A 25,602-nucleotide genomic window follows, 5' to 3' on the forward strand; every position below is an offset into this window, starting at 1 on the left:
CGGAACTGGATCTACGTGGTGTGACCGAGAGCGTCGTGACGACGCTCGGGCCGAACGGCCGGTGGAACCTGGCGGCCCTCGGTCTGCACGCGCCCGACACCGTGACCCCCGGGGACGCCGACTCCTCGGGGAACCGCGCCGCCGACCGCGTGACCGCCCGGACCTGGGGACGCACGCGCACCCGGCTGAACTTCACCGAGCGCGGGGAGGGGTACGTCCAGTTCACGCGCGACCCGCGGACGTTCGTCGACGCGGCGCTCTCGATCCGCGAGGCCGACGAGCCGGTGCTCGACGACGCCGACGCGTGGGTCAGGGTCGAGGCCGAACGCCTGGGAGCGGGTGAATCCGGCGGGACGGAGTGGGTCGACTGGGCGCTCTCGCCCGTCGAATCGCGGGTCTTGTGCGAGGCGGTCCCGACGACGAACCGCGGATACTACGCGGTCGTCGAGGCGACCGTCGCCGCCTCCCGGCTCGACGTGGACGCCTACGACCGGACGGAACTGCTCGACCGGCTACGCTACTTCGAGTCGGTCGTCGAGACCGCGGGTGGGCCCGCCGAGCGCGAGGCGTTCGAGCAGGTTCGGGCGTACGCCGACGACGCGTGGTAGTCGACGGTGTCACGGCCTCCCACGCCCGTCGCCCGCCTTTTCGAACCTTTTTTGCTCCGTAGCGTTCACCTCCTACTATGGCCATCAAGCCGGCGTACATCAAGAAGATCGGGAACCGACTGCTCGAACGCTACCCCGACGCGTTCACGAGCGACTTCGATCACAACAAGGAGGTCATCGGCGAGGTGACCAACGTCGAATCGAAGGGCGTGCGCAACCGCATCGCGGGCTACGTCACGCACAAGAAGCGCGCCCCGCCGGCCTGATACTGGTTCTCGCGAGCCCCGCGTGCGCCGCCGGCTGACAGTCACGACGCCGTCCTCGCGCCCTCTCGATCCCGCCCTCTTTCCCCCGATAGCCGTCGTGCCTTCCACCTCGTGATCGGATCGACGGATACATAACTGACTGGCCAGTCAGTTACGTGTAGATGCCGGGAACCGATTCCGAGACGAGCGACGCCGCGGCCGACCCCGACTCGGGGGCGAGCGGCGACTCGCGCGAGCGGATCATGCGGGCGACCTACCGGGCGCTCTGTGCGCACGGCTACGCCTCGCTCACGATGCAGGACATCGCCGACGAGTCCGACCTGAGCAAGGCGGCGCTGCACTACCACTTCGACTCGAAGGCGGACCTCCTGCAGGCGTTTCTGTCGTATCTGACCGACTCGTTCCGCGAGCGCGTGACCGAGGAGACCGAGTGCGAGGGCGGGCCGTTCGAGCGCATCCGGACGCTCGTTGGCCTGCTGTTCGAACCGCCGGAGGAGGATCGGGGTGCGGAGTTCCGGACCGCCATCCTCGAGATGAAGGCGCAGGCCCCCTACGAACCGCCGGTGCGCGAGCGCCTCGCCGCGTTCGACGAGTTCCTCCGGGCGGAGATCGCCGACGGGCTCGACGAGGCCCGCGAGGCGGGCATCGTCCGCGCGGACGTCGACCCGGACGCGGTCGCGGAGTTCGTCGTCACGGTCTCGAACGGCGCGCACGCCCGTCAGGTAGCGCTCGGACGGCCGACCGACTGCGCCGAGACGTACCTGATGGAGTACCTGACGACGCTGCGCGCGGGGGGTGAGCGGTGAGCCTGCGCGAGCGCCTCGGGAGCCTGTTCGGCGGGCGCGAGCAGGTGAACCTCACCGAGGGCGGGATCGGCAAGCCGCTGTTCGTCCTCGCGTTACCGATCGTCATCACCAACCTGCTCCAGACCGCCTACAACCTCGCGGACACCTTCTGGCTCGGCCAGTACTCGACGGAGGCGCTGGCGGCGATCTCCTTCGCGTTCCCGATGGTGTTCCTGCTCATCTCGCTGGGGCTGGGCATCTCTGTGGCGGGGTCGGTCCTCGTCGCCCAGAACACGGGCGCGGGCGACGACCGACAGGCGGAGTACGCGGCCTCCCAGACCGTGGCGTTCGCGTTCGTCGCCTCGCTGTTCCTCGGCGCGGCGGGCTACCTGTTCGTCGACGACCTGCTGGTGATCTTCGGGGCCAGCCCTGGCGTGCTGGAGGCGGCGACGGCGTACATGCAGGTCATCTCGCTCGGCCTGCCGTTCATGTTCGGCTTCTTCATCTTCATCTCGCTGATGCGGGGGTACGGCGACACGATCACGCCAATGCTCGTCATGCTCGGGACGGTGATACTGAACGTCGCCCTCGACCCGTTCCTCATCAACGGCTGGTGGGCGTTCCCCGAACTCGGCATCGAGGGTGCCGCCTACGCCACCGTCTTCTCCCGCGGGCTGGCGATGGCCGTCGGCCTCGGCATCATGTTCAACGGCACCCACGGAGTGCGGATCCGCCTCGACGACATGGTGCCCGACCTCGCCTACAGCCGGAAGATGCTCCGCATCGGCGTCCCCGCCTCCATCGAGGGGACGGGCCGTGCGGCCTCGGTCAACCTGCTGCTGATCGTCGTCGGGGCGTTCTCGACGTCGGTCGTGGCCGGGTTCGGCATCGGCATCCGCGTCTTCTCGGTCATCTTCCTCCCCGCCATCGCGGTCGCGAGGGCCGTCGAGACGACGGCGGGACAGAACATCGGTGCCGGACAGCCCGACCGGGCCGAACAGGCCGCCGACTTCGCGGCCAGGGTGATGTTCCTCGTCCTCGGCGGGGCGGGGATCCTCATCTTCCTCGTCCCCGAGCCCATCGTCGCGGTCTTCTCCGACGACCCCGCCGTGATCGGGACCGGGGCGGAGTTCCTCCGGTACGTCTCGCTCACCTTCGGGTTCATCGGCGTCCTGCGGGCCTACACGGGGGCGTTCAGGGGTGCCGGGCGGACGCTCGTCGCCGCCGCCGTCGCCATCACGTTCCTCGGACTCGTCCGGCTCCCGGTCGCGGCCGCCCTCGCGCTCGGGGTCGGGCCCACGACGCTCGCCTTCGCGGGGGTCACGGTGGCCGTTCCCCGGCTGGTCGTCGGGATGGGCCCCGTCGGGATCTGGTGGGGGTTCATCATCTCGAACGTCGTCGGTGCCGCGCTCGCGCTCGCATGGTTCAAGCGCGGGACCTGGCGGGACGCGGACGTCCGTGGGGGACCGGGAACCCCCGACGACTCCAAGGAGGACGGTGCGGGGTCCGGTGAGCGGGCGGGGGAGACATCCGTCGGTGACGACGGCGCCGCCTGCGAGGCGAACCCGAGCGACGACGACTGATTGCCGGCCGGTCGAGCGTCGTGGCCCTGTCGTGATCCTCGAGGAGAACACCGACTATAGTAGCGTTTGGAACCGATAACACACTCCGGACGGGGACGGTCCCCCCGTCCGTGCGTAAAGACTTCCAAACGCTACTATAGGGAGGACCGAAGAACCGGGCAGTGTTTGAAGCAGGAGTCGTCGGGCCCGGCCCCTCCTGCGGCGTATTTATGCGATCCTCGTGATCGTAACGTGTCCGATCGGATCGTCCCAGTCGTGGACCGCCGGTTGCAGGTCATCGCCTCCCTCGACTCCGGCGTGGGGGTGAACAACACCGTCCTCCGCGAGGTCGGGGTTACTCATTCCCGTCCCATCGTCCTCGGAGGTGACCCCAACTAGCCCCTGACACGGTGGTACGATGTCGGCGAAGTCCTCGGTGTTGATCTCCGTCCCGGCGTCGTAGGCGTTCGTGTACATCTCGACCGTCTCGTGTACCTTCTTCGGGAGCCGGAGTGTGTCGACCCCGGTGAACCCGTCGTTCGTGCAGATCAGCATGCTCACGAACGAGAGGTACTTCCGCCCACGGTCGCCCGAGATCTCGACCGTGACGCTGTTACCAGGTGCGAGCGGTGGCGGGGAACCGGAGACCGCTGTGACGACATCGTCGACGTGCTTGTCCGCAGCGAGCGCGTCCTGCATGGGTCCGAGGTTCCCGTTCTCGGCGATCTCCTTCACCTCGAAGCTCGCCGGTTCGCCGACGGTGAACATCCCCGTCGACGGGCGGTGAGTCGCGATGATCGGTGGCGTGAACCACTGCCCCATGGACGTGAGGTTCTCGATCGTCACCTCGTAGGTCGCGTCGCCCTTGCGGTCCCCGGCGGCGGCGATTCCGCTCGTCCCGATCAGTAATCCGCCAGCCGCGGCACCCTTGAGTACGTTCCGCCTCGACGGTCCCATCGATTTCGGTGTCTTCATCATGTCTTTCTCGGGGGTGACTCCCCGGAAACGTGGTTCATCGAACCGGAATATATCGGTTTATCAACAATTGTGGGAAATCTCACCGAATTCATACTAGAATCTACGCCGGATCCGTCCGTCCCCGTCGGACTCTGCCCGAGGTCTCGATGGCCGGGCGACGTCGAACGACCTCTCGATACCGGTGTCGTGGATACCGGACCGTGGCCGGCGTGATCGGCCGTTCCGCTGGGGTGTGTCGAGTGGCTCGTACAAACTCATCCAGGAGCGACACGCTCTTTTCTTCGCCCTCCGGACGTCCCCCAATGGTACGCGTAGGCATCCTCGGCGCCACCGGCGCCGTCGGCCAGCGACTCGTACAGCTACTCGACCCCCATCCGGAGTTCGAGATCGCCGCACTGACGGCCTCCGCGGACTCCGCCGGCAAGTCATACCGGGAGGCCGCCAAGTGGGGTCTCGACGTCCCGGTCCCCGACTCAGTCGCGGACGCGACCGTCGTCGAGACCGACGCCGAGGCGATACCGGACGACGTCCCGCTGCTGTTCTCCTCGCTCCCCTCCTCGGTGGGGGCGGCCGTCGAACCCGATCTCGCCGAGGCGGGCTACGTCGTCTCCTCTAACTCCTCGAACGCGCGGATGGCCGAGGACGTCCCCCTCGTGATCCCCGAGGTGAACGCCGACCACGTCGGCCTGATCGAGGTCCAGCGCGACGAGCGGGGGTGGGACGGCGCGCTCCTGAAGAACCCGAACTGTTCGACCATCACGATGGTCCCGCCGCTGGCCGCGCTCGACTCGTTCGGCCTCGAACGGGTGACCGTCTCGACGCTCCAGGCCGTCTCCGGGGCGGGCTACTCGGGGGTCACCTCGATGCAGATCATCGACAACGCGCTCCCGCACATCGGCGGCGAGGAGGAGAAGATGGAGACCGAATCCAGGAAACTCCTCGGGGAGTTCGACGGCGCGGCGGTCGCGCTCCACGACGCCGAGGTGTCGGCCTCCTGTAACCGGGTGGCGACCCTCGACGGCCACCTCGAGAACGTCTGGGCCGACACCCGCGAAGAGGTGACGACCGACGCGGCCGCCGAGGCGATGGCCTCGTTCCCGTCGGCCGACCTGCCCTCCTCGCCCGACCCGCTGATCGAGGTGTTCGAGGACCCCGACCGTCCACAGCCGAGGCTCGACCGGATGCGCGGCGACGGGATGGCGGTCTCGGCGGGTGGCCTCCAGGAGACCCCCCACGGGTTGCAGTTCAACTGTCTCGCGCACAACACGCTCCGCGGTGCCGCGGGGGCGTCGGTGCTCAACGGCGAACTGCTGCTGCGCGAGGGCTACCTGTAAGCGCTTCCGCGTCGCTCGAATCGCCCCTCTCGACGTCCGAGAGGGCGGAACGACATCGCCGGGAACGCTGGATACGGAGCACGTACTGGTTATCCGCGGTCCCTCGTTCCCGGGGCTACAGAGCAGGGTCCTCGTTACGACCCGTCTCGTCGCACGCGACTGATCGATCGTCGAGAATATTTAATCGGACATCTCTATGGGTTGTTTGTGCCCACGCCCTCTCGTCGACAGGTCCTCGGAGTCGTGACGGCGTTCCTCGCTGGGGCAAGCGGCTGTTCGAGTCCCGCCACCGTGCCCGGCGACTCCCCCTCCCCGAGTCCGACCGCCCAGGAGCCGACGTACGAGCGCTGTGTCCTGGACCCCGAATTCCGGGCGGTTCGACGGTCCGGCGGGAAGCCATCGATCCGCTCGTCGGTACACTCCCCACGGGAGGGCGACTGGACGGACACGGTCTGGATAGTCGCGTCGGAGAGCGAGCGAGACGCACTCGCCTACTCGACGGACGCGGTCGGAATCGATGCGGCAGAAGCGTTCGTCGACAACACCGACCTCTCCACGCGCTCGCTGCTTCTCCATCAGTTCGAGCCCCCGATCGGAGACTGCAGCGTATCCCGGCTCACACGCCTGAAGCTGGATGAGGGCCGGTCTGCCGTCGCGTTACAGTACGATCACTCGCCACCTCCGGGAGGATGTGAGGAGACGGACCCGGACTACGTCGAGACCACCGTCGTGCGGATTCCACCGGCCTTCCAAGACGGACTGACCGCCTTCTCGTGGGGAACGGCGTTACCCGGTCCGAACAGTTGTTGAGTCTCGCTGCCGGCTACCAGTCGCTCACCCAACCGGGAGTGGACCCCGAGGCGAGAGCTGCTGCATAGACCTCCCGTTTAGAAACGGGGTTCCCCTCCGTTCACCGGGCCTTTCGAGGCCGAGGGCACCGCTCCAGCCCCGCCTGCCGTCACGGCTCGACGAACCCCGCATCGGCCCCGCGTCTGGGTGCCTCGCGCCCGGCGAGGTAGCCGAGCCCCGCGACCGTCGCGCCCCCGAGGACGGCGAGCGCCGAGACGACGAGCGGGCCGTGCGTGGCGATCACTCCCACTCGCCCGGCGCTCGTGGCGAGGAGGTAGTTGAACCCGTGGAAAACCCCGACGGAGAATCCGGGGGTGGAGAGCGCCACCCAGAACCCCACGGCGAAGCAGGTACCGGTCAGGAGCCCGGCGGTGAACCCGTGTCTCCCCCCGGCCTCGTCGTCGTCGTGGCGGGCGAGCCCGCCCGCCGCCGCTCCCGCGAGCAGCCCCGAGGCGAGGACAAGCGGGACGGCGGCCCACCGCAGCGCGGAGAAGACGGGCACCGACAGGAGCGCGAGGTAGCCCACCCCCCAGGCGACGCCCGCGCCGACGGCCGGCCAGTCCAGTCCCATCTGCCCGTGGTTCGGACCCGCCCGGCAAGTCCCCTCCGGTCCGGTATCCCCTGGCAGACCCCGTGAGTTAAGGGGGCCCGCGCCGCCCGGCGGGGTATGGAGATACTCCACACCTGCCTGAACGTCGCGGACGCCGAGCGATCGGTCGAGTGGTACGCCGACCAGCTGGGATTCGAGGAGTCCTGGGGGTTCGAGGTCGACGCCACGCGGAACCGCTACGTCGCCGATCCGAACGGCATGGAGATACAGCTCTCCGAGACGGAGGGCGTCACGCCCGACGAGGAGGGGGACCTGTGGGACCACCTCGCGGTGAAGGTCGAGGACGTCGACGAGGCGTTCGAGGAGATCGAGAACCACGGCGTGGTCCAGGAGCCGGCGGACAACGACGCCGCGGGTGCACGGACCGCGTTCGTCCGCGACCCCGACGGGCACGTCGTCGAACTGGTTCAACCCCTCGAGGACTGACCGGTTACGCCGCCCGATCCGGTTCGTGCGGCTCCTCCCGATCTGCGTCGACCACCTCGATGAGCGCCGCGATCTCCTCGGGGAGGCTTTGCTCGCCCTCGGGGGTGTCGACCGTGACCATCCCGAACGGCGCGACGTCGACGATCTCGATCTCGACGTCGGGCCTGACGCCCGCGTCGGCGAGGTAGCGGAGCTCCTCGTCGCCCTGGTGACGGATGCGCCTGACGACTACCCGGTCGCCGATCCTGGCGTCGGCGAGCCGGCTCGTGGCCTCGCCCTCGGGGAGTCTGAGCTCCGCATCGGGGATGGGATCGCCGTGGGGGTCCACGCCGGGGTTGTCGAGCGCATCGGCGATCCGCTCGGAGAGCTCGTCGCTGATGTGGTGTTCGAGCCGGTCGGCCTCGTCGTGGACGTCCGCCCAGTCGTAGTCGAGGTGTTCGGTGAGGAACGCCTCCAGCAGCCGGTGGTGTCTGAGTATCTCCAGGGCGACGAGCTCGCCCTCCTCGGTGAGCGTGGCCCCCTTGTACTGCTCGCGGTCGATGAGGCCGCGCTCGTCGAGCTTGCTGAGCATGCTCGAGACGGTCGGCGGCGTGACGTCGAGGTAGTCCGCGAGCGCCGACGTGGCGACACGCTCGCCCGTCTCGCTCTCGAGGACGTACATCGCCTTGATGTAGTCCTCCATGACGGCGCTCAGCATTCCTGCCGTAGTTCTTCGTCCCCGTGGGGTTAGGCCTTCGGGTGTCTCGACGGGAGCCATCAGTCCGACCCCGCTTCGAGCGAGTCCGCGTCGACGGCCCCGACCTCCGGGGCCGGGCCCTCGGTCCCGTAGTGGTCCCCGAGCTTGCCGGCGAGGACACAGACGGCGTAGACGGCGACGGCGACGAGGACGATGACGCCGCCGGCCGTCGCCTCGCCGTAGTAGGAGATGCCGATGCCGAGGACGACCGCGATCTCGGCGAGCGCCACGGAGGTCCACAGGGATCCCGCGAAGCTCCGGGAGATCTGCGAGGCGGCGGCCACGGGGACGACCAGCATCGCGGCGACGAGGATGACGCCCATGATCTGCATCGCGCCGACGACCACCAGCGCCGTGAGCATCACCACGACCCGGTTGTACCACTGGACGGGGATCCCGGCGACGGCCGCCGCCGTCTCGTCGAAGGTGACGTAGAGCAGCTGGTTCCGGGTCAGCCCCACCGTGACGACGATGACGGCGAACAGTACCAGCAGGATGGCCGCGTTCTCGGCCGACACCGTCGAGAGGTTGCCGAACAGGTACTGGTTGATGCCGACGGCGAGCCCGCCGGCGTTGAGGCTGATGAGGACCGTCCCGAGCGCGAACCCCGTCGAGAGGACGATCGCCATCGAGACGTCGTTGTAGGCGTCGGTGGCCTCCGAGATGAGCTCGATGAGCAGCGCCGCGATCATCGCCACGATCACGGCGGTGAGGTACGGCGAGACGCCGAGTTCGAGCACGCCGTTCAGGAACAGCCCGACGGCGACGCCGGCGAACGCGGTGTGTGCGAGCGCGTCGCCGATGAGCGAGAGCTGGCGGTGGACCAGGAACGTCCCGATGAGCGGGGCCATCACGCCGATACAGAGCCCCACGAGCAGCGCCCGGTGCATGAACCGGAACTCCGGGCTGATGAGTTCGAGACCGGTCAGGTAGTAGAGCCGCGTGAGCAGCCAGTACCAGCCGTCGAGCACGACCAGCAGGAGGTCGTAGACGAGCCCTCCGGCGGTCCCGACCGGACCGAGCCCCGACTGGAGCGGGAGCACCGCACCGGGGAGCAGGGTTTCGAGGGTGGCCACGAGGAGCGCGAGGTCGAGCGTCACGACCGCACCTCCGCGAGGAACCGCGCGTTCGCCCCGAATGCCCGGGCGAGCGCGTCGCTCTCGACGAACTCGTCGGTGGGGCCGTCGAAGTACACCTCGCGGTTCATGCAGACGACCCGCTCGGCGTGTTCGGTCACCGCGCCCAGGTCGTGCTCGATGAGGAGGACGGTGATCCCCTCGCGATTGAGGCCGTCGAGGAGATCGTAGAACGCCTCGACGGACTCGACGTCGACGCCGACCGTCGGTTCGTCGAGAACGAGCAGGTCGGCCTCGCCGGCGAGCGCCCGAGCGATGAACGCCCGCTGGCGCTGCCCGCCGGAGAGCTGGGTCACCCGGCGGTCGGCGAACCCGCTCATGCCGACGGTCTCCAGCGCCCGGTCGACGATGCGCCAGTCCGCCGCCGAGAGCCGGCCGAACCCGACGTGGGGGAATCGCCCCATCTTCACTACCTCACGGACGGTGATCGGCATCTCCTTGGCCGCGCTGGCGTGCTGGGCGACGTAGCCCAGTCTGGACCCCTCGTCGAACGCGCCCGCCGGTTCCCCGAACAGCCGGGCCTCGCCGCTGTCCGGCCGGAGTAACCCGAGCATCAGCTTCATGAGCGTCGACTTCCCCGACCCGTTCGGACCCACGACCGCGACGTACTCGCCGGGGTCGACGCGCAGGGAGACGCCCTCGACGACCGGGGCGGTCGTGTAGCCGAAGTCGACGTCGGCCAGTTCGATCACCGGGTCGGCGTCGGTCGTCTCCCCGTCCCCCCCGGTCGCCGCGTCCGGATCGGCGACACCGGGGCCGGTCGCGGTCATTCGAAGTTCCTCCATCTCTCGGCCCACCCGTCCCCGCCGACCTCCTCGGGTGCCCTGTTCCCGAGGACGATCTCGAAGGTGGGCATGTTGATGTTGTACGCGATCTCCTCGTAGCCCCAGCCCTGCTCGACCCAGTCCTCGCGGACACCCGCGTAGGGGGTCACCGGGAAGTACGCCTCGACGTCGGTCTCGGCGACCAGCTGCTCGGCGGGCTTGCGCGTCTCGAACACGCCGGCCCCGATGTACCGGATACCGTTCTCGTCGATGACGCGCTTGGCCTCCGTGATGTCCGAGGGCTTGACGTCGCCGCTCGCGGCCAGGTTCACCACTAGCGGACGCATCTCGACGCCGTAGCGCACCCCGATGTACTGGAAGGCATTGTGGGCGGCTAGCTGGACGACCTTCCGTTCGGCCCGGTCGAAGATGTCCCGGTAGTCCCGGTCGATGCGGTCCAGCACGTCCGCCTTGTACGCCGAGGCATTCTCGCGGAAGGCGTCCTCGTGCTCGGGGAGGAGTTCGGCGAACCCATCCGTGATGTTGTCGACGGCGACCTTCGCGCGCCGGGGATCGAGCCAGAAGTGCGGGTCCTTCCCCCGGCCCTGGCCGACCCCCTCCTCCTCGGGGTCGAGACTGGCCGCGAGCTCGACCAGCTCGACGCCCTCCCGGACGTTGATGAGCTGGGTGTCGACGTCGTCGTCCTTCAGCGTCTGGATCGCGCGGTCGGCCCAGGGCTGGAAGTCCTCCCCGACGTGGACGAACGCGTCCGCCTCGATGATGTCCCGCGTGACGCTCGCGTTCGGCTCCCAGCCGTGACCGTGGAGCCCGGTCGGGACGAGGTTCCGGACCGTCAGCGGCGTCCCCTCGGCGACCTTCCTGGCGAAGTCGTAGAAGCTAAAGAACGACGCCACCGCGACCGGCCCGTCGTCACCGCCACCGTCGCTCCCTCCACTGCCGTCGGTCGCCTCTGGACTCCCCAGGCTCGTACAGCCGGCCAGCCCGGCGAACAGCCCACCGCCGATCCCGGCCAGCACCGAACGCCGTGACGGCCCCCGGACTTCGGACCGGATCCGGTCCTCACCAGCGTGATTTAGACTCATCTAATCTCTGTTCTAACTCCCTCTAATAAGAAGTTTTGCTTCGCGTCACGGCCGCCGGTTCGAGCGATGAGTGGATCGGAAGGGCGAGTCACCCCTGGCGAGCGGTCTCGGTCGGTGACCGGGTTCGCCGGCAGTTCGATGGAAACCGTCTTCTCCCGGACCGACGAACCCCGGGTATGCAACCGAGAGCCGTCGCGGACCTCGGGCCGGGCGACCGGGCAGCCCTGTTCGAGCGCGACGCCGGCATCGACGACGCCCGCGAGGACGCCCGCGACATCGTCGCCCGCGTCCGCGAGGAGGGGGACGTCGCGCTCCGGGCGCTCGCGAGTGAACTCGACGACGTCGAGGTCGGGAACCTCGACGTGACCGACGAGGCCGAGCGGGCGTGGGATTCGCTCGACGGCGAGATCCGCGAGGCCGTCGAGACCGCCACCGAGAACGTCCGGGCGTTCCACGAGCGGGGGGTGCCCGAGGACTGGCGCGACTCGTTCGACGGCCGCGAACTCGGGCGGCGGTTCCGTCCGATAGAGCGCGTCGGCGTCTACGTCCCCGGGGGTCGTGCCGCGTACCCCTCCAGTGCCATCATGGGCATCGTCCCCGCGAGGGTCGCGGGGGTCGACCACGTCGGGGTCTGTACGCCCCCGGCGACGGAACTGAACCCGGTGACGCTGGGCGCGATCCACCACGCCGGCGCGGACCGCGTCTACCAGGCCGGCGGCGCGCAGGCCGTCGCCGCGCTCGCCTACGGCACCGAGACCGTCAACGCCGTCCAGAAGGTCGTCGGGCCTGGCAACGCGTGGGTGACGGCGGCGAAGGCCGAGGTCCGCGGCGACGTCGAGATCGACTTCCTCGCCGGCCCGAGCGAGGTGCTCGTCCTCGCCGACGACACCGCGAGGCCGGATCTCGTGGCCGCCGACCTGCTCGCCCAGGCCGAGCACGACCCGAACGCCTCCGTCGTCGCGGTCACCGACGACGAGACCCTCGCCGGGGCCGTCTGTGAGGCCGTCGAGCGACAGGTCGAGGCCCGCGAGCGCGCCGACGTCATCCGGGAGGCGCTCGGGGGCGACGCCTCCGGCGTGTTCCTCGCCCGATCGATGCCGGAGGCGGTGCTGTTCGCCGAGGAGTACGCCGCAGAACACCTCTCCATCCAGGCGGAAGACGACGAGGCGCTGCTCGACAGGATCGACTCCGCCGGTAGCGTCTTCCTGGGGCCGTACTCGCCCGTCGCGGCCGGCGACTACGCCGCCGGGACGAACCACGTCCTCCCGACCGGCGGCGGCGCGCGCACCTTCGGCGGGCTCTCCGTCGAGACGTTCCTCCGCTCGACGACCGTCCAGCGGCTCGACCGGGACGCGCTCGCGGACATCCGGGAGACGGTCACGACGCTCGCGGAGGCCGAGGGGTTCGAGGCCCACGCCGCGAGCGTCGACGCGCGGTTCGCCGAGCGCGACGAGGAGTAGCCCGCGAGTGCAGACATAACTGCGACGTGAGCGGGGGGACCATCCACGTGTGGGTCGCCCGGTCGACGGGAGGACGACCGGGCCGACCCGGTTCCCGCGAGCGGTCAGTTACAGCGACGACGGAACCGACCGTTCGGGGTGGATCGTAGCCGTCCCCGGTACGTTCTTGGCTCGGGCCGACACAGGTTCCGCCGTACATGGAACACGTCAGCGTGACGCGGACCGACGCCGTCGGCCGGATCACGATGGACCGCCCGGAGTCGAACAACTCGATCGACCCGGCGATGAGCGAACAGCTCCACGAGGCGGCCATCGAACTCGTCGAGGACGAGACCGTCCGGTGTATCGTCCTCACGGGCTCGGGCGGGACGTTCAACACCGGCGCGGATCTCGGTTCGCTCTCGGCCGACGCGGGCGACGCCGCGCTCATCCGGTCGATGGCCCACCAGCTCCACGGGACGGTCAGCCAGCTCCACCGCGCGCCGAAGCCGGTCGTCTGTGGGGTCAACGGCGTCACCGCGGGCGGCGGGATCGGCCTCTCGCTCTGTGGCGACGTCGTCCTCGTCGCCGAGTCCGCCCGGTTCGAGTTCGCCTACCCCCGCATCGGTCTCTCCGCGGACGGCGGATCGTCGTACTTCCTCCCCCGGCTGGTGGGCCTCCGGCGGGCACAGGAGATCGCGTTCCGCGACGAGCCCGTCGGTGCCGAGGAGGCCGCCGAGATGGGACTGGCGACCGAGGCCGTCCCCGACGAGGGGTTCGAGGATCGGCTCGCCGAGGAGGCCGTCCGCCTCGCGGAGGGGCCGACGCGCGCACACGCCGCCACGAAGGCGCTGCTCCGCCAGTCGTTCGACCGTCAGCTCGACGAGCAGATGGCGACCGAGGCCGCCACCATCGCCGGGCTCACGGGGACCGACGACTACCGACGGGGAGTCGAGGCGTTCTTCGACGAGGGATCGCCCGACTTCCGGGGCGAGTGAGCGCTGTCGTCGGTCCTCCTCCCCCACGGACGGCAGTTCCCGGTCCCCGACCTCACGCCCCGGACCGCGGTCGGATCGCCTGCCGACCGACTCCCGTGGCGGCCGCTCGGACGGAGGCCACCGGTTCGGTCGCGGGACCGAGCCCGGGACGATTGATCGACGCGTTCTCCACGGAGAAGGCCCGGAACGCTTTTTCCCGACTGATGTGATCCCGACTACGTGACGACGTACCTCGTCGCGACGGCCTCGGCCGCGACGACGACCGCCGCCTGTGACTATCTCGAACCGCGGCTCGAGTCGACCGACGAGGTGTACGTCCTGACGGTAGAGGAACCCGAGATCCCGGAGGCGACCCCCTCGGAGTTCGAGGAGGCCCAGACCCGGCTCACCGAGGTCGCCTCGGTCCGGACCATCAGACGACGGGGCCACCCCGATCAGGTCATCGTCGCCTTCGCCCGCGAGAAGGACGTCGACGAGATCATCATGGGACCACAGCGGGACGCCGCCCCGGGGTTCTCGACCATCGGCTCGACAACCCGGGCGGTGCTGAACAAGGTCGACGCGCCGGTGTTCGTCGTCCCCCGGACGCCCCCGGAGTAGGTCGAATCGGGGTGTCGCGAGTCCCGTTCTCAGTAGCTGGGGTCGAGCGCCACCCTCCTTTCGATCCCCGGCGTATCCACGCCCGTATGACGCGCCACACCCCACACCACGAGGTCGAACTCTACCGCGAGGGCGACAGCTACGTCGTCATCGTCGAACTCCCCGGGGCGGCCGCCGAGGACGTCGACGTCGACTGGATCGACGGGCACCTCTCGGTCGCCGCGGAGGTCACGCGGGGGGAGCGACGACGGGTCGTCTCCCGGCGGCTCTCGGTCCCGAAGGAGATCGACCCCTCGGGTATCGCCGCGCGGTTCGACGACGACGTTCTGGAGGTGACGCTCCCCATCGTCGGCGAGAGACGGTCCGAGGGTGTCAGCATCGAGGTCCAGTCCGGATAGCGCCCCCGGCCCGTCAGATTCCGTCGACGGTCCGGAGATCCAGCATCCGTCGGGCTACTGGCCCCACGGACGACCCGCGTTCGGCGAGGCCAGCGGTCAGCGCGACAGCGACAGTCCCGCGTGCCAGGTGTCGGCACCGGCCTCCGCCTTGACGGCCTCCATCTCGTCGAGGAGCTTCGCCGCGAGGCTCGCACACCGACCGGCCCGGCGCTCACCTTCCGTCCGGAACTCGCCCGTGACCCGGTTCGCGTACACCGTACAGACCGCCCCGCCGCGGAGACCGTAGAGGTTCGCGAGCGTGAGGATGGCCGCCGCCTCCATCTCGAGGTTCGTCACGCCGGCCTCACGGAGCGCGTCGAGCCGCTCCTCGGCCCCGGCGGCCTCGAACCCGCCGTACCCCGTCCGCCCCTGTCCGGCGTAGAACGAGTCCGTCGAGCAGGTCACCCCGACGTGGTAGTCGTAACCGAGCTCCTCGGCGGCCGCGATCAGCGCCGACACCACCTCGTGATCCGCCGCGGCGGGGTAGTCCTCGCGGACGTACTCGTCGCTGGTTCCCTCCTGCCTGACCGCCCCGGAGGTGATCACCAGGTCGCCCACGTCGATGCCGGGCTGGATGACGCCACAGGATCCCACCCGGAGGAACGTCCCGATGCCGAGCCGCGCGAGCTCCTCGACGGCGATGGCCGCCGACGGCGCGCCGATCCCCGTCGAGGTGCACGTCAGGGGCGCGCCCTCGTACTCGCCGGTGACCGTCCGGAACTCGCGGTGGCTGGCGGCCTCCTGGGATCGATCCCACGACTCGGCGATCTTCGGGACGCGCTCGGGGTCGCCCGGTAACAAGACTGGGCCCGCCACGTCGTCCGGTCCGACGCCGACGTGGTACTGCACCTCGTCGTTCGGGTCCTCGCTGTCCATGGGCCACGCAGGACGGCACACGCCCTAAGTGCTGGGTCCCGCCCGGGCCACGGGTACAAGCCGTCCCCGGTCGCGCCGGTATCATGGACGTCCACCACGTCGGGCAGCTGCTCGACGCCGACTTCGAGGCCAGCGTCGCGTTCTACCGCGACACCCTGGGGCTCTCACTCCGGGAGACCACCGACGGGCCCGTGCGAGTGGCGTTTTTCGAGACCGATTCCGCGGAGTTCCACCTGATCGTCCGCGAGTCGCGGGGCTCGCCCGCCGACCCGCTTCTCGACGCTATCCGCGCCCGCTCGGCGGCCCACGTCGCCTTCGAGGTCCCGGACCTGGAGACGGCGATAGCCGGCACGACCGACGCCGGTTTCTCCCTTCTCGGCGACCCGCCGGAGGAGGGGCTCGGCCCCTACCGCCGGGCGTTCGTCGACCCCGGCGGGCACGTGGGTATCCCGTTCGAGTTCGTCGAACCGGTGTAGCCAGTATAGTAGCGTTTGGAACCGATGACACACGCCGGACGGGGACGGTCCCCCGTCCGTGCGTAAAGACTTCCAAACGCTACTATAGCTACCGACCGAGCGTCTCCCGCGAGATGGTCGCCGGGATGAGTTCGCCGAGCGTGTACGTCACGATCTCGGGGCTGTCCTCGCCGTCGCCCTCGTCGCAGTAGACCGGGAGGTCCTCCCCGCAGAACTCCGCGAGGGTCTGCCGGCACATCCCGCAGGGGGTGACGCCGTCCCGCTTCCCGGAGGAGACGGCGACCGCCCCGAACGCGCGGTGGCCGTCCATCAGCGCCCGCGAGATCGCGACCTCCTCGGCGTGGAGGCTGTTCGAGTAGTTGGCGTTCTCGATGTTCGCGCCCGTGTAGACGCTCCCGGCGTCGGTCAGCAGGGCCGCGCCCACCCGGTACTCCGAGTAGGGGACGTACGCTCGTTCGAGGGCCTCGCGTGCCGCGGCGACGAGTTCCGTGGGGTCGTGGTCCATGTCGGGTTCGTGTGTGTCGCGTCGGGATAGATGCGCCGGTCGTGCGGGTGGAGTCGCTCACCGAAGCGGGATGTCGGGTGGGACTGAAAGGGGCCGCCTGCTACGTGAACCCCGGTGAAGTAAGGACCGCAGACCGAGCGGAGCGAGGTCAAGGGCCGCAGCGAGCCGTGGGTGCGTAGCAGGCGGGGGCTTTCGAGAGGGTCTGACTGCTGTCCTCGGGAACTGCTGGTAACAGCTCGAAAGCCCCCGCGGTCTCGACTCGTGCGGTACACGCTGTGCTCCTCGGTTCCCTGCGGTCGCCCGCGGTGCTTGCGGCACCGTACTTCGCCGGGACCGCGGCCCCTTTCAGTCCCACCCGACACCCCGACCGAACACCACGCCTACTCCTCGCCGGACTCGTAATGCTCGCCCGCGGCCTCGGGGATACGGGTCCGACCGACGAGCGCCAGCACGATTATGACCGTCACGAACGGGACGATGCGGACGAGCGAGTTCGGGACGCCCGTCCCGCGTGTCTGGAGCGTGAGCTGGAGGGCGTCGAGCCCCGCGAACAGGAACGTCGAGAGGAACGCCCCGACGGGGTTGTAGTTGCCGAACAGGTAGGCGACGATGGCGATGAACCCCTTGCCGTTGACCATCGTGGGGCCGTTGCCGGTGAACTGCCCGAGGCCGAGCGAGAGCGCGGACCCGCCCATCCCCGCGAACACCCCCGAGAGGAGGACCGCGGCGTAGCGCACCCGCGAGACGTTCACGCCCGCGGTGTCGAGCGCGCTCGGGTTCTCCCCGCTCGCCCGTACCCACCGGCCGAACGCCGTCCGGTAGAGGAGATACCACGAGAGGGCGACCATGGCGATCATCAGGTAGACCGACAGCGAGGCCGTGAGCAGGACGTCGAGGACGAACCCGAGGAGCGGCCCCACCACCGGCACCCCGAACGACGCCGGGATCTGGTCGGCGGTCGGGAGGAACCCCAGCATCTCGGGGGGCGTCGGGACCGTGCCCACGCTCCGGGTGTTCGGCCCGCCGTAGACGATCTGCGAGGCGAACGGCGCGAGACCGAGCGCGATGAGCCACACCGCGAGTCCCGCGATGATCTGGTCGGCGCGGAACTCGATGCAGACGACGGCGAACACGAGCGCGAGGAGCGTACTGGCGAACACGCCCGCGACGAACCCGACGAGGATGCTCAGTCCGCCGAGTTCGAACGGCGGCCCGCTGGCGACGTCCGTCACCCAGATGGCGACGAACGCGGCGATGATCAGGTGGCCCTCGAGGCCGATGTTGATGACGCCGCTCTTCTCGGCGAAGATGCCGCCGATGGCCGCGAGCGCGATGGGCACCGAGAGCCGGAGGGCGGCACCGAACGCCGACTCGCTGGTCGCGATGTCGAGCAGTTCGCCGGCCAGCGAGTCCGGCCTGGCGAGCCCGGCGGCGACGAACCCCACCAGGACGACGACCCCGGCGACCAGTCCCGCGGTCTGCCGTCCGGAGAGATCGTCGATCCGCGCTTCGAGCCCGTCGCGGGCCCGGTCGACTATCGAGCGGGTCGACTCACTCATCGCTTTCACCCCCGTCGTCCCCGCCGTCGACGTGGCCGCCGTCCGTGGCGACCGCCCGCCGGTCGTCGGGCTCGGGGGTCGGGAGCCCCCGCGCGAGCATCCGGAAGAACTCCGGCATGGCGACGAACAGGATGATGAGTCCCCGGAGGACCCCAACGAGCTGTGGCGGGACGTCGGTCGCGAACTGGACGACCGTCGAACCCGACTTGAGGGTGCCGAACAGGAACGCGGCGAACCCGACCCCCAGGGGGTTGTTCCCCGCCAGGATGGAGACGGTGATCCCGTCGAAGCCGTAGGCGGGAACGCCCGTCTGGAACTTTCCGAGCACCATCAGCACGTAGACCGCCCCGCCGACGCCCGCGAGCGCCCCCGAGAGGGCCATGCTGTAGACGACGGTCCGTTCCGCGTCGACGCCGCCGTACTCCGCCGCGTCGGGCTGGAGACCCGAGGTCCGGACGTCGTACCCGAACGAGGTCTGTTCGAGCAGGTAGTAGAGCCCGAACACGAGAACGACGCCGAGCCCGAGGGCAAGAAACGAGAAGTCGTCGCGGGGCTCGAACAGCACGGGTGGGATCGTCGCGTACCCCGGGATCGGGGACGTCTCGACGGCCTGCGATTCGGGGTTGCGGACGTAGGTCGAGACGAGGAAGAACGCGACGCCGGTCGCCACGAAGTTCAGCATGATGGTGGTGATCACCTCGTTGGCCTCCGCGTAGGCCTTCAGCGCGCCCGGGATCGCCCCGTAGAGTCCGCCGACTATCGCGCCGACGAGCAGGCCGAGGGTCACCAGGACGACCGTCCCGACGACACCGGCGGGGACGTAGGGGGCCGTCCAGAGCACCGCGAGCCCGGTCCCGAGCGCGCCGAGGACGAGCTGGCCCTGCGTGCCGATGTTGAAGATACCCGCTCGGAAGGCGACGGCGACGGCCAGCCCCGCGAAGACGAGGATGGTCGTCTCCCGGAGCGTGACGGCCATCTGTGGGTTCAGGAGCTCGTACCCCTGTCGGAAGGGGTTCAGCGCTCCACCACGAAACGGCGTCAGCGGCCCCCACCCCCGCTTGAACGGGTCGCCGAGCGCGCCGAAGAACAGCCGGTCGAACACCGTCACGGGATCGAAGCAGAATCCCATCGAGAACAGCCGCGGGAGGCCGAACGGTGTCGGATGGGTGAGGACGAACGCCGCCGTCCCGCAGGTCGTCATGCGGCCGGCCGCGAGGACGAGCACCGTCCCGACGGCGATGGAGAGGGCGAGCGCCGCGACGGAGAGGAGGAACCGCTCGGTGGCCGAGGCCCGCGCTAGCCGGTCGAGCGCCTCCCGCGCCCGGTCGAGCGCCGAGTCGGTGCCCCCGCCGGGTCGTGGGGTATCGTCACCGTCACCGTCGCCCGACGCTCCGGGACCGTCGCTCATCGACCCTCACCGTCCGTCGCGGCCTCGCCCCGGCGCGCCGCGACGGACGCCGGATCCGGCGGCTCCGGGGCCGTCTCGGGGTCGAACTCCGCGGGGTACTCCCCGGCCATCAGCAGGCCGAGCTCCTCCTCCGTGACCGTCTCGGGGTCGACCACCGCGACCAGATCGCCGTCGTGCATCACGGCCAAGCGATCCGAGAGCCCCTGGACCTCCTCGAGCTTCGAGGAGACGAGGAGCACGCCCACTCCCGACGAGCGGAGGTCGAGCATCCGCTCGCGGATGAACTCCGTCGAGCCGATGTCGACCCCCCGCGTCGGGTGGGTGGCGACGAGCAGTTCGGGGTCGCGGGCGAACTCCCGGCCGACGACGAACTTCTGCTGGTTGCCGCCAGAGAGCGATCGTGCCGTCGCCCCGGCGTCCGGCGGTCGGACGTCGTACTCCTCGATGACCGACTCGGCGTGCGCTCTCGCCTCCCTCCAGTCGAGCCGGCCGGATCGGGCGAACGGGGCGGCGTGCTGGCTTCCGAGCACCCCGTTCTCGACGAGGTCGAACGGCATCACCAGCCCGCGCTCCTGGCGGTCCTCCGGGACGTAGGCCATCCCGGCGTCGATGCGTCGACGGCGCGACCACCCCGTGACGTCCTCGCCGTCGAACCGGACTCGGCCGGATTCCGGCCGGCGCATCCCGGTTATCGCCTCGACGAGTTCGCTCTGGCCGTTGCCGTCGACGCCCGCGATGCCGAACACCTCGCCGGCGCGGACGTCGAACGAGACGCCGTCGACGGCCCTCACCCCGCGCTCGTCCCGCACCGAGACGTCCTCGACCTCGAGGACCGACTCGCCGGCCTCGCCCGGTCGTTTCTCCACCTCCAGCAGGACCTCCCGGCCGACCATCATCCGCGCGAGCTCCTCCCGGGACGTCCCGTCGGCGTCGACCGTCCCGACGTTCTTCCCGTCCCTGAGGACCGTGATCTCGTCGGCGGCGTGCATCGCCTCGCCGAGCTTGTGGGTGATGAAGATGATCGTCTTCCCGCTCGCGGTGAGCTCCTCGAACACCTCGAAGAGGTCCTCGACCTCCTGTGGCGTCAGCACCGCAGTGGGTTCGTCGAGGACGAGCAGGTCCGCGCCCCTGTAGAGGGCCTTCAGTATCTCGACGCGCTGCTGAACGCCCACCGAGACGTCCTCGATCCGGGCGTCGGGGTCGACGTCGAACCCGTACCGCTCGGAGAGGTCGACCACCTCCCGGCGGGCCCGCTCGCGGTCGACGGCCAGGCCGCCCCACTTGCGGGGCTCGTTGCCCAGCGTGATGTTCTCTGTGACCGTCATCGGGTCGACGAGCATGAAGTGCTGGTGGATCATGCCGACGCCGGCGTCGATGGCGTCGCCGGGGGAGTCGAACGCCCGCTCCTCGCCGTCGACGACGACGCGGCCGCTCGTCGGCTCGTACAGCCCGTACAGAACGTTCATCAGCGTGGTCTTCCCCGCCCCGTTCTCCCCCAGGAGCGCGTGGACCGTCCCGCGCTCGACCGCCAGGTCAACGTCGTCGTTCGCCACGACCCCGGGGAACCGCTTGGTTATCCCGTCGAGGTGGACGGCCCTCGTCATTACCGGGCGCTGGTCGGGCGGGCGCTTAAACGCCCTGTTTCGGCGCGTCTCGGCCACCCCTAAGTCCGGTCGGGGTCCTGAACGCGGTCTCCCCGCGGGGAGCGCCGTCCCGCGGAGCCGACGAACGAGCGGCTCCCTCTCGGCCGACCACCGGCGACGGCTCGCTGGATCGCCCGGGCTCACTCCGGGTGGGGGTGTCCACCGGATCGATCCCGTGGTGGCGCGACCGGTGCCGGGTGGATATACGTCATTATAATATGTGGGAAAAACTTATTATCCACCTGATTATTCATTGCTGTCAACATGGAGGTGGAGACGGGAAGTGAGGACACCCGCGTTCCGAACGCCGATCGCCCGCCGAACGACTGCCGGACAGCTACGAACTCGGATCAAGATGACCGAACAGACGAACGTCGAGGATCTGGACCTCAGCGACACCGAACTGCTCGAACTACTGCGTAACCACGGACTCGACCGCCGGTCCGTCATGAAGGTACTGGGCGTCGGGTCCGCACTGACGCTCGGTGCCGGGACCGCCGCCGGCGCGGAGCACGACGGGTCCCACCCGCCTGGGATCGATCCGTACTACGGGTACACCTCGCCCGAGGACGAGAACCTCCCGCCGGAACTCCGTCCGGACCACACGGTCGGGCTCCACATCGGCCAGCCGCCGATCCAGTTCCACTTCGATCCGATGGGTCTCCACATCGACGTCGGGGATATCGTCCGTTTCGACTGCCCGACGCCGGACCACACGGTGACCGCGTTCCACCGCGGCCACGGCCGACAGCAGCGCGTCCCGGACGCCGAGGAGCCGTTCTCCTCGCCGGTGATCAGCATCGGCGGGTTCTGGCTCTTCCAGTTCGACCACCCGGGCACCTACGACATCTACTGCGCCCCTCACGAGATCTTCGGCATGGTGATGCGCATCGTCGTCGGCGATCCCGATTCCGCGGCGTACGACGGCGAATTCGGCCAGGAGGGCCGTCCCCCGCTCCACCGCAGCGAGATCGAGGGGATTCCCGGCGTGAGCGAGTGGATGCTCCCGACGTCGGCGGAGATATTCGATACGGGCGCGATGTCGGTGCGTAACATCGTCGAGAACGGTCCGGTGTCCCGGTCGGACGTCGTCGGGGACATCCGGACGATGCTGGACGTCGAGGTCGACTGTGACGTCTCGAACCCCGCGCGTGTCACGATCACGAACGTCTCCGGACGCCGGGTCCAGCTTCGTGACATCGACCACGAGGGCGTCGACGCGGTCGGTGGCCGGCCGATGCTCGATCCCGGCGAGTCCTACACCCGCGACGGCGTCGAAAGCGGCACGGCCGTCCTCGCGGCCTTCGACCGCGAGTCGGACACCCGACTCGGAACCGTCCGTGCGGAGATCGACTGCGAGTGAACCGTGACGACCGGGGTGGTGGCTCCGTCCACCGGCGGAGCCGTCTTCCCGGTCGTCTCCGGCGTTCCCACCCGACTCCACAGCGGGAGAGCCGAGCGGACGGTGGTCGCCTCGTCCCACGGGACCGGTCTACGTCCGCCGGCAGGGGACCGTGACGACGGTGGTATCCCGTTCAGCGTCCCGTACGCAAGCCGGGGAGACCTGATCGGCGGGAAGAGCTGGCCGACACCGGTGAGGACGGACCGGTCGTCGTGCCTCGACCGGATCGTGCTCCGACCGTCCCCGCGAGCGGGCAGGGACCGGGCGCCGCTCAGACGTTGCTGGGATCGGTCGGGACGGAGGTGTCGCCGTCGATGATCGACTGCCTGGACTCGGCGATGGCGTCCGTGACCTCGCTCGGGATCTCCGAGCCGAGCTGCTGGCCGTAGGCGACGCTGATACCCTCGTCGTCGAGGCCGAGTGCGGTGGTCGACCCGCCGTCGAAGCTGTCGTTGACGACGGCCTCGACTGAGCTGTACACCGCGGTGTCGACCCGCTTGACCATCGAGGCGAGGATGACGTCGGCGAACGACTCCTTCGTGATCGACTGGTCGCGGTCGACGCCGATGGCGAACTTCCCCTGCTCCTGTGCGGCCTGGAAGACGCCCGTCCCGGTGTTGCCGGCCGCGTGGTAGACGACGTCGGCCCCGGAGTTGTACATGGCGAGGGCGGCCTCCCGGCCGGCGGTGGGGGCGTTGAAGTCGCCCACGTAGGAGGTCTGGACCTCGACGTCCCCGTTCGCGGCCGCCACGCCGGCCTCGTAGCCGGCCTGGAACTTCTGGATCAGTGGCGACTCGACCCCGCCGACGAAGCCGACGCTCGTGGAGTCCGGCGTCGTCGACCCCGCGCCGGCCGAGAACTCCCGCGTCGTCAGCATGCCGGCGAGCTGTCCGACGAGGTACGACCCTTCCTCCTCGGCGAAGACGTAGGAGGCGACGTTCTCGGCGTCGACGGCGCTGTCGACGATCATGAACCGCTGGTCCGGGAAGTCGGGGGCGGTCTCGGACAGCGCCGACTCCTGGAGGAAGCCGATACAGCAGATCAGCTCGTAGGTCGGGTCCGTGGAGCTGGCGAACTGCTGCTGGAAGTTCGAGAACTCCGAGACCGACCCCGGCTGAGCGTCGTTGTAGGAGATGTCGAGATCGGACTCGGCCTGCTGGATACCCTGCTGGGCCTGGTCGTTGAACGATCCGTCGCCGAGGCCCCCGGTCGCGTACACCATCCCGACGTTGATGGGATCGGAGGACGTCGACGTGGCCGTCTCGGCGTCGGTCTCCGTCTCGTTACCCATCCCCTCGCCCGACTCCGTGGGCGTAGCCTCCGCCTCGGTCGACTCCGGCGTCGACGTCGGGGTCGAGCCGCCGTCGCCCCCGTCCCCGCCACTCTCCGTCGGTCCACCGGTACAGCCCGCGAGGGCGATCCCGCTCGCGGTCCCCACACCGGTGAGGAACTTCCGCCTGTTCATCTGCATGGTCGTCCTGGTAGAGCGGCGAACGCGGGTTAAACGCTACGAATCAGTGACTGGTTTCGGGAGATCGATCCCGGTCCCTCGATCGGCGGAGTCGCCTCCGTCGCCGCTCGGATCCGTTCCCGTTTCGATCGACGCTCAGCCCGCCCGCTCGACGGCGGTCTCGATGCGCTCGCGGGCCCGTTCGACCAGGTCGTCCACGTCGTCGCTCTCGGCGTAGAGCCGGACGTACGGCTCGGTCCCCGAGGGCCTGACCAGCAGCCACGACCCGTCCGGTCGTTCGAGGCGGACGCCGTGTTCGGTGTCGAGCGTCGCCTCGGGAAACGCATCGGGGAGCGTCGTCTCCAGGGTCGCCATCGCCGCCCGCTTGTGCTCGTCCGGACAGGGGACGCTCACCTTCCGGTACGGGCGTTCGGCCACGGGTTCGCGGAGCGACGCGAGCCCCTCGGCCGCGACCAGCCGCGCGAGGACCGCGGCGCTCGTCACGCCGTCGATCCAGGGTCCGAGGCCGGGGTGGACGTGCTTCCACGGCTCGGCCGCGAACACCACGGCCGTCTCGGGGCCGCCCTCGCCGTAGGCCGCCTCGACCCCCTCGTGGAGCGCTCCCAGCCTCACTCGCTCGACGCGGCCGCCCGCGGCGCGGACCCGCTCGTCGATCCGCGCCGAGGCGTTCGGCGTCGTCACCACCACCGGATCCCGGGCCCTGCTCTCGCGGACGTACCGCTCGGCGAGTATCGCGACGACGGTGTCCTCGTGGACGATCTCGCCGTCGCCGTCGAGAACCACGATCCGGTCGGCGTCGCCGTCGTGTCCGAAGCCCAGTTCGGCCCCGTCCCCGGCGACGAACGTCCGGAGGTCGGCGAGGCTCTCGGGGGTGGGTTTCGACTCCCGGCCGGGGAAGTGCCCGTCGACGTTGTCGTTGAGCGCGATGGTGTCGGCACCCATCGCCGCCAGCACCCGCGGGGTGGCGACCGACGCCATCCCGTTGCCACAGTCGACGACCACGCGCAACCCCTCAAGTGACGCCCCGAGCGGCCGGGCGTACTCGACGACGGCTTCGCGGTAGTGCGGGAGCGGGTCGGCCCGCTCGGAACCCGCCCAGTCCGTCCACTCGGCCGGCGGACCGGGGTCGGCGACCCGCCGCTCGACCCGTCGCTCGGCCTCGCGGTCGTACTCCTGGCCGTCGCGGAAGAACTTCAGCCCGTTGTCGGTCGGCGGGTTGTGACTCGCCGTCACCATCACGCCCCGTCGACCCCGCGAGGCGAACGCGAGCGCCGGGGTCGGGACCTGCCCGACGCGGACGACGCGCGCGCCAGCGGCGGTCAGTCCGGCCTCGACGGCCGCGACGAGCGCCGGGCCCGACTCGCGGCCGTCGCGACCGACGACGAACTCCCCACCGTCCCGCCCCGCCGCCGCGGCCACGCGCAGTGCGAACGCGGGCGTCACGCGCGTTCGAACGTCCCCCCTGATGCCGGCGGTTCCGAACAGTTCCTCGACCTCGGCATCCTCCATACCGCGGGATTGCCCGGTGGGTACTTAGCTGGCGGGTACTCGGGTAGAATCTGCTTCCCGGCGGAGGGGGATCGAGAGGGGGGTCGGACGGAACGGGGCCGACGACGGCGACTCGACGGATC

The 25,602-nt window shown here is 69.7% G+C and carries 26 protein-coding genes; 13 read left to right on the plus strand and 13 right to left on the minus strand.

The window, feature by feature from the left end; genetic code table 11:
• Positions 1–20 precede the first annotated feature (20 nt).
• The 4 genes from WDJ58_RS11545 (at position 21) to WDJ58_RS11560 (ending at position 3,242) form a co-directional block, all read left to right on the plus strand.
• A complete protein-coding gene (locus WDJ58_RS11545; protein ID WP_338913375.1) occupies positions 21–608 on the plus strand; it encodes a DUF447 domain-containing protein in 588 nt (195 codons plus the stop codon).
• A gap of 77 nt (positions 609–685) precedes the next feature.
• Positions 686–874, plus strand: coding sequence for a 30S ribosomal protein S17e (locus tag WDJ58_RS11550; protein ID WP_338913377.1), 189 nt, complete (start codon positions 686–688; stop codon positions 872–874).
• A gap of 161 nt (positions 875–1,035) precedes the next feature.
• Positions 1,036–1,680 (plus strand): TetR/AcrR family transcriptional regulator, encoded by a 645-nt coding sequence (locus WDJ58_RS11555; RefSeq protein WP_338913378.1) that lies wholly within the window; start codon positions 1,036–1,038, stop codon positions 1,678–1,680.
• Complete coding sequence (locus WDJ58_RS11560) at positions 1,677–3,242, plus strand: MATE family efflux transporter (RefSeq protein ID WP_338913379.1); 1,566 nt, start codon at positions 1,677–1,679, stop codon at positions 3,240–3,242. Before WDJ58_RS11555 ends, WDJ58_RS11560 begins: the two co-directional genes overlap by 4 nt.
• A 207-nt stretch (positions 3,243–3,449) precedes the next feature.
• On the opposite strand, the gene WDJ58_RS11565 is transcribed toward WDJ58_RS11560, so the two are convergent.
• Positions 3,450–4,199 carry a spondin domain-containing protein gene (locus WDJ58_RS11565; protein ID WP_338913381.1) on the minus strand — a complete coding sequence of 250 codons (750 nt, stop codon included), beginning with the start codon at positions 4,197–4,199 and terminating at the stop codon, positions 3,450–3,452.
• 302 nt (positions 4,200–4,501) lie between these two features.
• Between WDJ58_RS11565 and asd the strand changes: the two genes are divergently transcribed.
• Positions 4,502–5,533: an aspartate-semialdehyde dehydrogenase gene (asd, locus tag WDJ58_RS11570; RefSeq protein WP_338913382.1), complete on the plus strand. Its 1,032-nt coding sequence runs from the start codon at positions 4,502–4,504 to the stop codon at positions 5,531–5,533.
• 243 nt (positions 5,534–5,776) lie between these two features.
• Positions 5,777–6,343 carry a hypothetical protein gene (locus WDJ58_RS11575; protein WP_338913383.1) on the plus strand — a complete coding sequence of 189 codons (567 nt, stop codon included), beginning with the start codon at positions 5,777–5,779 and terminating at the stop codon, positions 6,341–6,343.
• A gap of 148 nt (positions 6,344–6,491) precedes the next feature.
• On the opposite strand, the gene WDJ58_RS11580 is transcribed toward WDJ58_RS11575, so the two are convergent.
• Positions 6,492–6,953 (minus strand): hypothetical protein, encoded by a 462-nt coding sequence (locus WDJ58_RS11580; RefSeq protein ID WP_338913384.1) that lies wholly within the window; start codon positions 6,951–6,953, stop codon positions 6,492–6,494.
• Positions 6,954–7,049: 96 nt separating this feature from the next.
• Here WDJ58_RS11580 and WDJ58_RS11585 point away from each other — a divergent pair, with 96 nt between their 5' ends.
• Complete coding sequence (locus WDJ58_RS11585) at positions 7,050–7,418, plus strand: VOC family protein (RefSeq protein ID WP_338913385.1); 369 nt, start codon at positions 7,050–7,052, stop codon at positions 7,416–7,418.
• A 4-nt stretch (positions 7,419–7,422) separates the two neighbouring features.
• Here the strand turns inward: WDJ58_RS11585 and WDJ58_RS11590 are convergent, their stop codons facing one another.
• The 4 genes from WDJ58_RS11590 to WDJ58_RS11605 are packed head-to-tail and all read right to left on the minus strand — an operon-like array spanning position 7,423 to position 11,157.
• Positions 7,423–8,115 carry a metal-dependent transcriptional regulator gene (locus WDJ58_RS11590; protein WP_338913386.1) on the minus strand — a complete coding sequence of 231 codons (693 nt, stop codon included), beginning with the start codon at positions 8,113–8,115 and terminating at the stop codon, positions 7,423–7,425.
• A 59-nt stretch (positions 8,116–8,174) separates the two neighbouring features.
• A complete protein-coding gene (locus WDJ58_RS11595) occupies positions 8,175–9,212 on the minus strand; it encodes a metal ABC transporter permease (RefSeq protein WP_380661597.1) in 1,038 nt (345 codons plus the stop codon).
• A gap of 38 nt (positions 9,213–9,250) precedes the next feature.
• The gene (locus tag WDJ58_RS11600; RefSeq protein WP_380660740.1) at positions 9,251–10,075 is read right to left on the minus strand and encodes a metal ABC transporter ATP-binding protein; all 825 of its coding nucleotides are present in this window, start codon (positions 10,073–10,075) and stop codon (positions 9,251–9,253) included.
• Positions 10,057–11,157, minus strand: a complete 1,101-nt coding sequence (locus WDJ58_RS11605; RefSeq protein ID WP_338913387.1) for a metal ABC transporter substrate-binding protein — start codon at positions 11,155–11,157, stop codon at positions 10,057–10,059. Before WDJ58_RS11605 ends, WDJ58_RS11600 begins: the two co-directional genes overlap by 19 nt.
• A 176-nt stretch (positions 11,158–11,333) precedes the next feature.
• On the opposite strand from WDJ58_RS11605, the gene hisD reads away from it, so the two are divergent.
• From hisD to WDJ58_RS11625, 4 genes are all read left to right on the plus strand, one after another.
• On the plus strand, positions 11,334–12,617 hold the full coding sequence (hisD, locus tag WDJ58_RS11610) for a histidinol dehydrogenase (RefSeq protein ID WP_338913388.1): 1,284 nt from the start codon (positions 11,334–11,336) through the stop codon (positions 12,615–12,617).
• 197 nt (positions 12,618–12,814) lie between these two features.
• Positions 12,815–13,594: an enoyl-CoA hydratase/isomerase family protein gene (locus tag WDJ58_RS11615; RefSeq protein ID WP_338913389.1), complete on the plus strand. Its 780-nt coding sequence runs from the start codon at positions 12,815–12,817 to the stop codon at positions 13,592–13,594.
• A 219-nt stretch (positions 13,595–13,813) separates the two neighbouring features.
• Positions 13,814–14,194 carry a universal stress protein gene (locus WDJ58_RS11620; RefSeq protein WP_338913390.1) on the plus strand — a complete coding sequence of 127 codons (381 nt, stop codon included), beginning with the start codon at positions 13,814–13,816 and terminating at the stop codon, positions 14,192–14,194.
• Between the two features lie 86 nt (positions 14,195–14,280).
• Positions 14,281–14,592, plus strand: coding sequence for an Hsp20/alpha crystallin family protein (locus WDJ58_RS11625; protein WP_338913391.1), 312 nt, complete (start codon positions 14,281–14,283; stop codon positions 14,590–14,592).
• A 96-nt stretch (positions 14,593–14,688) separates the two neighbouring features.
• On the opposite strand, the gene WDJ58_RS11630 is transcribed toward WDJ58_RS11625, so the two are convergent.
• Positions 14,689–15,507 (minus strand): nucleoside phosphorylase, encoded by an 819-nt coding sequence (locus WDJ58_RS11630; RefSeq protein WP_338913392.1) that lies wholly within the window; start codon positions 15,505–15,507, stop codon positions 14,689–14,691.
• Between the two features lie 83 nt (positions 15,508–15,590).
• Between WDJ58_RS11630 and WDJ58_RS11635 the strand changes: the two genes are divergently transcribed.
• A complete protein-coding gene (locus WDJ58_RS11635; RefSeq protein WP_338913393.1) occupies positions 15,591–15,983 on the plus strand; it encodes a VOC family protein in 393 nt (130 codons plus the stop codon).
• An 88-nt stretch (positions 15,984–16,071) separates the two neighbouring features.
• On the opposite strand, the gene cdd is transcribed toward WDJ58_RS11635, so the two are convergent.
• The 4 genes from cdd to WDJ58_RS11655 all read right to left on the minus strand — a co-directional run bounded on the left by cdd (position 16,072) and on the right by WDJ58_RS11655 (position 21,059).
• Positions 16,072–16,488: a cytidine deaminase gene (gene cdd / locus WDJ58_RS11640; RefSeq protein ID WP_338913395.1), complete on the minus strand. Its 417-nt coding sequence runs from the start codon at positions 16,486–16,488 to the stop codon at positions 16,072–16,074.
• 380 nt (positions 16,489–16,868) lie between these two features.
• Positions 16,869–18,047, minus strand: a complete 1,179-nt coding sequence (locus WDJ58_RS11645; RefSeq protein WP_338913396.1) for an ABC transporter permease — start codon at positions 18,045–18,047, stop codon at positions 16,869–16,871.
• Positions 18,040–19,455, minus strand: a complete 1,416-nt coding sequence (locus WDJ58_RS11650) for an ABC transporter permease (protein ID WP_338913397.1) — start codon at positions 19,453–19,455, stop codon at positions 18,040–18,042. Before WDJ58_RS11650 ends, WDJ58_RS11645 begins: the two co-directional genes overlap by 8 nt.
• The gene (locus WDJ58_RS11655; protein WP_338913398.1) at positions 19,452–21,059 is read right to left on the minus strand and encodes an ABC transporter ATP-binding protein; all 1,608 of its coding nucleotides are present in this window, start codon (positions 21,057–21,059) and stop codon (positions 19,452–19,454) included. The genes WDJ58_RS11650 and WDJ58_RS11655 overlap by 4 nt, the downstream gene beginning before the upstream one ends.
• 394 nt (positions 21,060–21,453) lie before the next feature.
• Here WDJ58_RS11655 and WDJ58_RS11660 point away from each other — a divergent pair, with 394 nt between their 5' ends.
• Complete coding sequence (locus WDJ58_RS11660; RefSeq protein WP_338913399.1) at positions 21,454–22,461, plus strand: cupredoxin domain-containing protein; 1,008 nt, start codon at positions 21,454–21,456, stop codon at positions 22,459–22,461.
• Between the two features lie 310 nt (positions 22,462–22,771).
• Here the strand turns inward: WDJ58_RS11660 and WDJ58_RS11665 are convergent, their stop codons facing one another.
• Positions 22,772–23,965, minus strand: coding sequence for a BMP family lipoprotein (locus WDJ58_RS11665; RefSeq protein ID WP_380661599.1), 1,194 nt, complete (start codon positions 23,963–23,965; stop codon positions 22,772–22,774).
• Positions 23,966–24,106: 141 nt separating this feature from the next.
• Positions 24,107–25,480, minus strand: coding sequence for a phosphomannomutase (locus WDJ58_RS11670; protein WP_338913401.1), 1,374 nt, complete (start codon positions 25,478–25,480; stop codon positions 24,107–24,109).
• Between the last annotated feature and the right edge of the window lie 122 nt (positions 25,481–25,602).

The sequence above is a fragment of the Salinirubellus litoreus genome (assembly GCF_037335815.1).
Classification (GTDB): domain Archaea; phylum Halobacteriota; class Halobacteria; order Halobacteriales; family Haloarculaceae; genus Salinirubellus; species Salinirubellus litoreus.